This window comes from Chryseobacterium populi, from assembly GCF_000282115.1.
In the GTDB taxonomy this organism is placed as follows: Bacteria; Bacteroidota; Bacteroidia; order Flavobacteriales; family Weeksellaceae; genus Chryseobacterium; species Chryseobacterium populi.
Genome location: NZ_AKJY01000024.1, coordinates 40806 through 48565, shown reverse-complemented (window position 1 = coordinate 48565; position 7760 = coordinate 40806). Strand labels below are relative to the sequence as shown.

The window sequence follows — 7760 nt, the reverse complement described above, 5'->3', positions numbered from 1 at the left end:
CACGCCAGCCAGTGGATGGTAAATCATTACAGGTATGTAGCCGAAATGGCAGCCCAATATCATATTATGGTCGATTCTCATGAAGCGGTACGGCCGACAGGTCTGCACAGGACGTTCCCCAATTGGATTGCCCAGGAATCTGCCCGCGGAACAGAATTCGAATCTTTTAACGGAAACAAACCAGATCATACCACAATATTGCCCTTCACCCGTTTGATAGGTGGGCCGATGGATTATACTCCGGGAATATTTGAAGGGGATTTATCAGTTTATGGAAATAATAAGACGAAATTAAGTACAACCCTTACCAAGCAGCTTGCACTTTATATAACCATGTACAGCCCGCTTCAAATGGCAGCTGACCTCATTGAGAACTACAAAAAGTATCCTGATGCTTTTCAGTTTATTAAAGATGTGGCAGTCGATTGGGATGCTTCGTATATTCTGGAGGCAGAGCCCGGAGATTATATTACCATAGCAAGAAAAGCAAAAAATAAAAACGAATGGTTTGTGGGAAGCATTACCGATGAAAATCCCAGAGAAGCAACTGTAAATCTGTCATTTTTACCCAAAGGGAAGTTTGAAGCCATTATTTACAGAGACGGAAAAAATGCAAGCTGGAATCATAATCCTAAAAGCTATGAAATTTCCAGGCAACAAGTCAATTCAGGCAATAAACTAAAAATAAAAGCAGCTCCCGGTGGTGGTTTTGCTATCAGTATAAAAGCTTTGAAATAACAAAAACGGGGCGGCACCTTTGGTGCCGCCCCATTAAGTATTTTTAAAAAATCACATCCAAACCAACATAGAAATTGGCTTTCATAATAGGGGCATAAATCATTCCGCCATCAAAATAATTTCCGAAAGGATTTTTATAATCTATAATCACATTTTTCTGAGTATAAGAAGTTAAATTCTCCCCACCGAAATAAGCCCTGATCTTTTTATTGAAATTTCTTGAAACCTGAGCATTCAGGATCGCATAAGATCCGGAATAGGCAGGCAATTGAAATTCTTCAGGATTTGTTGAAGTATTAGGAAGCCTTTGTTTTCCTACCCAGTTGAAAGTAGTATCAAAGCTCCAGAATCCATCATTTTTATCCTTATTGGTTGCGTATGCTAAATTTACAAAACCCCTGTGCCTGGCCATAAAAGGAATTTCTCGTCTGCCATCTATATAATCAGCCTGTACATCATAATATTTATAAGCCAGCCTTACATCAAAATTTTTGAAAGGTGTAAAATCCCATTGCGTCTGAAAACTGTTCGCAAAAGATTTCCCTTCAAGATTGTAAAAGGTAAGTTGCTGAGGTGAGCGGTCAAGATCAACCAAAACCTGGTCCTGGAAATCCGTTCTGAAAAAATCAGCAACAATAGAAGATTTTCTCCCGAAAATTTTAAACTCCTGCTGTAAACTTAAGCCGTAATTCCATGCGATCTCCGGTTTTAAACCATAAATGTCTCCGCCATTCTGAATAATCTGGATTGTACGGTTAGACGCAAAGTATTGCTGATTTTCTGCGAAAACAGAAGCTGTTCTGAAACCTCTTCCGGCAGAAAGCCTTACAATAGTCTGTGGCGTGACATCATATTTGAAATTCAATCTCGGAGTAAACTGTGTCCCGGCAAGATTATGAAAATCAATCCTCGCTCCGGCTACCAAAGTATATTTTAACCCTGTTAAAGTATATTCTGCAAAAGCTCCCGGAACGACCTCATTTCTTTTAAAAGGAATAGTCAGATAGGTTTCATTATAGCCGTCATACATAAAACTTGCTCCGGCCTTGTATTTATGATTGGTGTTTCCGAGGATGCTTTCAAAAATAAGATTGGAATAAAACGTATTCTGCTTTCCGGAATAATTTCTCAAACCAAAAAAGCTGTCCTGCTGATGATACACATATTGGTTCATCCATCCTAAGCTCTGATAAGGCTTTCCTTTAAAGACATAACCCGTTTTGTTCCAGACCTGGAACCTTGAAATATTAATTCCTACACCATAAGCAGACTGCTCTTTCTGATCAAGCTGTCTATCAAATGCCGTTTGCCCTGCCGTTCTTTCATCTTTTACAAAATTGATCCCGAAATGTGATCCCAGCCCTGATTTTTCCAGGTCATTGTAATTAAGCAAATAAGCCGCGTTCAGCTGAGTTCCTTTCGGTCTGTCAAGAAAACCGTCGTCATTCATATCTGTATTCCCGAAAGTTCCGTTTCCATGTAATAAAAAGGATTGCGACCATTTTTCGTTAATAGGGGATACGCTGGTGATATTGGCTTCAGCCCGGCCATTAAAATCTGAAAAAAGATTTAATGAAGTTTCCGGTTTTTCTGCATTTTTTAAAAGTTCGGTATTAATTTGCCCTGTAATGCTTTCATAACCGTTCGTAACCGTACTTCCACCTTTGGTAAGCTGTACATTTTCAATCCATCTTCCGGGAATGAAATTCAGTCCATAAGCAGATGCCAGTCCTCTGATTTCAGGTAAAAGCTCCTTTGTTAAGCTTGTGTACTTCTGATCCAGGCCCAGCATTTTCAGCTGTTTGGTCCCGGTAACAGCATTGCTGAACGAAACATCTACCGTTGCATTGGTTTCAAAGCTTTCAGACAGGTTGCAGCAGGCCGCTTTTAAAAGCTCTTTCTTATCAATATTAAAAACCAGGCCGGCTTCTTTCTTGCTCAGTGACGTGGAAGCCCTGGAAGCCGATAACTGTATGCCTTCAATTCTTTTTTCACCAGATTCCATATCGGTACCGGATTCACCGGAAGAATGTGCCGAATGGTCTTCATGTTCAGGTTTTTCTTCTTCTGAATGTACATTAGCCCCTTTTTCACCCATCGGAATTTCTCTGTCATAAAGGCAACAGTCCGGAAGATTGTTATAAACTTCGTCTGTCGACTTATATTTTTCGTTGTCATGTCCTGCTCCGGCAATCTTTTTTAAAATTTTATCCGCAGAAGTTTTGGAAGAGTTAAAATTTAAAATAACCGTTTGTTTCTCAGCGCTCCATTCTGCTGAGTCTGCCCCTGCATCTTTAGCGGCTTTTTCAATTCTTGCCTTACAGGAGCCGCAATTTCCTTTTACATAAAATTCGTTTTCTGCTTTTGTATTTTGAACAACAGTACTGGAAGGTTGGAGGTCCCTTTCATAATGGCAGCAATCCGGCAGATTCTTGTAAGTCTCATCAGAAGCCTTGAATTTTTCATTGTCATGGCCGGCTTCAGCTACTTTCTTAAGGATTTCATCCGGTGAAATATTGCTTTCGGTTTCTAAAGTAAGCGTCTGCAGATCGACGGAATATCTCGCTGCTTTTGCACCCGCTTTCTGTGCCGTAGATTCTATTCTTTCCTTACACATTTCACAGTTTCCTTTGACTTTGAACTGGCTTTTTGTAAGATTCTGAGCAAAAATAAATGGAGTAAATAATAAGAATAAACCAAGAATAACCCTGGAAATATATAATTTCATTTTGTTTAAAATTTAGTTAATTAAAAAACGGTTCATCAGAATATAATGAACTTCACTGGTTTTAATTAAGCTATTTTCGGCGGCTGCCAGATTTCTTTTAAACGGTCTGAAAGATGAGGATCACAATATTGAAACTGTAATTTTTTATTGGCTTTGTAATAAGATAACTCTAAAAGAAGGCCCTTGGAAAAAGGAGTTTCTATAAAGGTATAGCAAGCAATACAAGTTGAACAGCAGTCATCATTACACGATTTTGTTGTTTTTTCATGATGATTTGTAGAAGATGATTGATTGTTTTTACAGCAGTCATCTGCTTTAGAATCAGCTTTGCAGCAGGTTGCCTGTTCAGATTGTACATAGAAGTCAGCTTTAGGGATCAGAAAAACTCCTAAACAGAAAATGATTGCCAGAATCTGAAATAACTTCATGAATGCAAAATTACAAAAATTATGGCAATGGGTCACCTACTTTTACCGCACAATTATGGAAAGGTTCTCCATGCGCCGGATTTAGCTTAGGTTTTTCACCGCTGGCTAAAGCTTGTTGTACAGGAGCAGGACTGCTTTGCTGAACGTTCTGAACCGGTTGTGGAGCAGGAGCCGGTTTGCTGTTTAAAGGTTGCCCTACAGGTATATCGCAACGGTGCCCTGGCTGTCCGTGTGGCGGGTTCATTCCCGGAGCTGTTTTGACTACTTTCCCTGTGTTATCAGCTGTAAATTTCCCGGGTTTTACAGAATTCGGATCGATTTGAATGGTTTGGGCACCATTACTGTTTACGGTAACATTTTGTCCCGATTGTGCCGGCTTGCTGTTTAACGGTTGCCCTACCGGGATATCACAACGGTGTCCCGGTTGTCCATGAGGAGGATTCATTCCCGGAGCTGTAGGGGTGGCCGGATTTACGGCAACAGGAGCTGCAGTATTCTGAATATTCGTATTGCTATTAATACCGGCCTGATCTAAAAGTGATGCTTTAGGAGTGTTATTCACTGCTACACTGGGCTGCTGAACGCCTGCTTCCTCTTTTAAATAAGTTGCTCTTTCGTCTTTTTTGCAGGAAACTGTAAATAGTGAAACAGCTATAAAGCCTAAGAATGTCTTTTTCATATCCAAATCGTATGAAACAAAATTAGCAAAACATTTTGAATTGTTTTGCTAATTTTATATTTATAATCCTGTTTTGAAATTAATTCTTTACCAGAAGTCTGAAACCTTCTCCGTGAACATTGATGATTTCCAACCCTTCGTCGTCTTTTAAAAGCTTACGAAGCTTGGCAATATACACATCCATACTTCTTGCTGTAAAGTAATTTTCTTTCTTCCAGATTTTTCTTAACGCCAGGTCTCTCGGCATAAAATCATTACGGTGGATGCAAAGAAGCTTAAGCAATTCATTTTCTTTTGGTGAAAGCTTATATTCCTTATCACCTACCCTTAGTTGTCTCAGCATAGAATCAAAGAAGATGTTACTGATTTTAAACTGTTCCTGTTCTTCATTTTCAAGCGTTGAGCTTCTCTGAAGGATTGCCTTGATTTTGTATAAAAGCAGCTCGGTATCAAAAGGCTTTGTGATGTAATCATCTGCTCCCAATTGATAGCCTTTCAGAATATCTTCTCTCATATTTCTTGCTGTCAGGAAAATAATAGGCGTATTCTTATCGATCTTTTTCACATCCTCTGCCAAAGAAAATCCATCTTTTTTAGGCATCATGACATCGAAAATACAAATATCAAACTCATTCTCCGTAAATTCCTTCAGCCCTTGTTCTCCATCTGTTGCAAGCGTAACCTCGAAATTATTGATCGTCAAATAATCCTTCAATACAGCGCCAAAACTTTGGTCGTCTTCTACTAATAATATTCTGTTGCTCATAATTTTAAAATTAAAAATTAATAATAAGAATGATTCCCTCACTCTCTCTTCTTATATATTTTTGTTAAATGGTTGTTATATTCAATTGATTATTGATAAATGATGATTGACTTCCGGTATCATTGATTACTCATTACTCCTTATTCATGATCTACGTCATCGGCAGTTTAATGATAAACGTACTTCCTTTATCTTTATGAGAGTCTACAATGATCTGTCCTTTATGCAGCTCTACAATTTTTTTAACATAAGAAAGCCCCAGACCCTGTCCTTTTACATTATGGATATTTCCTGTTTCTTCCCTGAAGAATTTTTCAAAAATCTTTGTTTTATTATGGGTTTCCATTCCCATTCCTTTGTCTGAAATTTCAATGACATACAGGCTGCCCTCATTCCTGGTTTTTACGTGAATTTCAGGAGCTTCCGGAGAGTATTTATTGGCATTATCCAGAAGATTCACCAGCATATTTGAAATATGGAACTCATCTATTTTGAAATTATAATGAGTGGCATTAAATTCCTGGGTGAGTGAACCGTTCCTTTGGGATACAATGAGATTGAAAGATTCTGTGGTCTTTTTAATCAGCTCCCTTACATTGGTTTCCTTTAGGAATAATTCCACCTCATTTCTTTCAAGCTTAGACATGTTAAGAACATTTTCCACCTGCTTCTTCATTCTTAAATTCTCCTGCTTGATCAGCTCAGAATAATACTTTACCTTATCAGGGTTGGTCGCAATTTTATCATTGGCTAAAGAATCGGTTGCTACAGAAATAGTTGCCAGCGGGGTTTTAAATTCATGCGACATATTATTGATAAAGTCGGTTTTCACCTCTGCCAGTTTTTTCTGCTTCATCATATAATTGATGGAAATAATGTAAATTCCGAGAATCGTCAGTAGTGAAAGGAATGTTCCCAAAAGCATAGGCCAGTTGTTCATTGCCAAGGAGTATTCCTTTTTAGGGAAAACCAATGCCAGATTATATAAAGTCCGGTCTTTTTGATCGGTGAAAATAGGATAGCTGTAAGTATTGCTGTCATTTTTCTCTTTGTAAATCTTATTGGTAACACTTGTAAGGTGATTATTTTTGTCTGTGATCCCGTATCCGAATTTTGCAGTAATTCCTCTTATTCTCAGTTCTTTTGTAATTACCGAATCCAGGATCTTCCCATTCACTCTTTTCGTAATAGGTAAGTTATTTCCATATATTTTTGCAAATTCTTTCATGGAATAATCACCGTTTTCAATATCCTGATTGATATCGGCAGTCAGAAGCTCACGGTTGGTTGTGTCTCTTTTTATTTTATAAGCGGCTTCGTCCGTATATAACGTAGTAAGCTTTATTGAATCTCCTTTTTGAGAAATCGGAAGCTGGGTTTTTTCAATAATATTTTTAGAGTAAATGATCTGTCTCTGAGTACCGGAATCTTTCACCTGCTGAATAGTCGTTAAAGAAGGCTGATCATTATTTGCCAGAATATTTTTTCTGAAATTTTTAAAATCATCATTCAGGTATTTTTCCACTTCAATTTCGGAGATACTTTTGGTAGTGCTTTCCAGGGCAGAGTAAACCTTGTTTGAAAAGTCCTGCTCTAAGGCACCGTAATATCCTTTCAGCCAATAAAATTGGAGCGTCACAAAGACAATCAGTGAGATCGTCATAAACACTGAAATTATTGGGATGAATTTGTTATTCATTACTTTATTTTAATTTATTTGGAATGATGAATGTTAAAATTAATTATTTTATGACTTCATGAACAAAAAACGAGCCAAAAAATTGTATTTTTTTTCTTAAAAGAATGTTTTTTAACATTTAATTATAAATATTTGATTACTTGTCCTATGAAAAGTCCTGTCAGAAATTAAAATAGTAAGTTTGTTAAAAATAATTACTTATGGAATCAAATATCGTCTTTAACAAAGATTTTGACTCAAACAGCGTATACGTAATGAAAATTTATAACGCTGATGTTTCGAAAGTGTGGGATTATTTTACCAAATCCGAATTATTGGATCAATGGTGGGCTCCAAAACCCTGGAAATGTGAAACTGTAAAACAGGATTTCAAAGAAGGCGGAATCTGGCTCTATGCCATGATAGGTCCGGAGGGAGAAAAAGTATATTCACAGGTGAAGTACGGTGAAATCATGGAACACAGAAGTTTCGACGGAATTGATGCTTTCTGTGATGATAAAGGAAATATCAATGAATCTTTTCCACAGGCTCAATGGCTGGTAGGCTTTACAGGTGTAGAAGAGGGAACTAAAGTTACGGTTAATATTCACTTTCCATCACAAGAGGCTCTTAAGCAACAATTGGAAATGGGATTTGAAGAAGGCTTCAAAATGGGCTTGAATCAGCTGGAAGGGATTCTGAATGGCTAATTTTGATAGATTTCTTGTCAGTTAAATTAAAAA

7 protein-coding genes are annotated in these 7760 nt (G+C 37.6%); 2 read left to right on the top strand and 5 right to left on the bottom strand.

Going from position 1 to position 7760, the window contains the following annotated elements; genetic code table 11:
- A partial coding sequence (locus PMI13_RS07970; protein WP_007842518.1) for a glycoside hydrolase family 97 catalytic domain-containing protein occupies positions 1–738 on the top strand: 738 nt, incomplete at its 5' end.
- 43 nt (positions 739–781) lie between these two features.
- Here PMI13_RS07970 and PMI13_RS07965 read toward each other — a convergent pair.
- From PMI13_RS07965 to PMI13_RS07945, 5 genes are all read right to left on the bottom strand, one after another.
- Positions 782–3466 carry a TonB-dependent receptor domain-containing protein gene (locus PMI13_RS07965; protein ID WP_007842517.1) on the bottom strand — a complete coding sequence of 895 codons (2685 nt, stop codon included), beginning with the start codon at positions 3464–3466 and terminating at the stop codon, positions 782–784.
- Positions 3467–3531: 65 nt separating this feature from the next.
- Positions 3532–3894: a hypothetical protein gene (locus PMI13_RS07960; RefSeq protein WP_007842516.1), complete on the bottom strand. Its 363-nt coding sequence runs from the start codon at positions 3892–3894 to the stop codon at positions 3532–3534.
- A 19-nt stretch (positions 3895–3913) separates the two neighbouring features.
- Positions 3914–4573, bottom strand: a complete 660-nt coding sequence (locus PMI13_RS07955; RefSeq protein WP_007842514.1) for a hypothetical protein — start codon at positions 4571–4573, stop codon at positions 3914–3916.
- A 79-nt stretch (positions 4574–4652) separates the two neighbouring features.
- Entirely contained in the window at positions 4653–5339 is a 687-nt protein-coding gene (locus PMI13_RS07950; protein WP_007842513.1) for a response regulator transcription factor, read from the bottom strand.
- Between the two features lie 151 nt (positions 5340–5490).
- Positions 5491–7038, bottom strand: a complete 1548-nt coding sequence (locus tag PMI13_RS07945; protein ID WP_007842512.1) for a sensor histidine kinase — start codon at positions 7036–7038, stop codon at positions 5491–5493.
- Positions 7039–7238: 200 nt separating this feature from the next.
- Here PMI13_RS07945 and PMI13_RS07940 point away from each other — a divergent pair, with 200 nt between their 5' ends.
- Complete coding sequence (locus tag PMI13_RS07940) at positions 7239–7727, top strand: SRPBCC family protein (RefSeq protein WP_007842511.1); 489 nt, start codon at positions 7239–7241, stop codon at positions 7725–7727.
- Positions 7728–7760: the final 33 nt, after the last annotated feature.

What these genes read in the sequence shown, in the direction of transcription:
- PMI13_RS07965 (WP_007842517.1), bottom strand. Translation starts at nt 3,466, where the DNA reads ATGAAATTATATATTTCCAGGGTTATTCTTGGTTTATTCTTATTATTT.
- PMI13_RS07960 (WP_007842516.1), bottom strand. Translation starts at nt 3,894, where the DNA reads ATGAAGTTATTTCAGATTCTGGCAATCATTTTCTGTTTAGGAGTTTTT.
- PMI13_RS07955 (WP_007842514.1), bottom strand. Translation starts at nt 4,573, where the DNA reads ATGAAAAAGACATTCTTAGGCTTTATAGCTGTTTCACTATTTACAGTT.
- PMI13_RS07950 (WP_007842513.1), bottom strand. Translation starts at nt 5,339, where the DNA reads ATGAGCAACAGAATATTATTAGTAGAAGACGACCAAAGTTTTGGCGCT.
- PMI13_RS07945 (WP_007842512.1), bottom strand. Translation starts at nt 7,038, where the DNA reads ATGAATAACAAATTCATCCCAATAATTTCAGTGTTTATGACGATCTCA.
- PMI13_RS07940 (WP_007842511.1), top strand. Translation starts at nt 7,239, where the DNA reads ATGGAATCAAATATCGTCTTTAACAAAGATTTTGACTCAAACAGCGTA.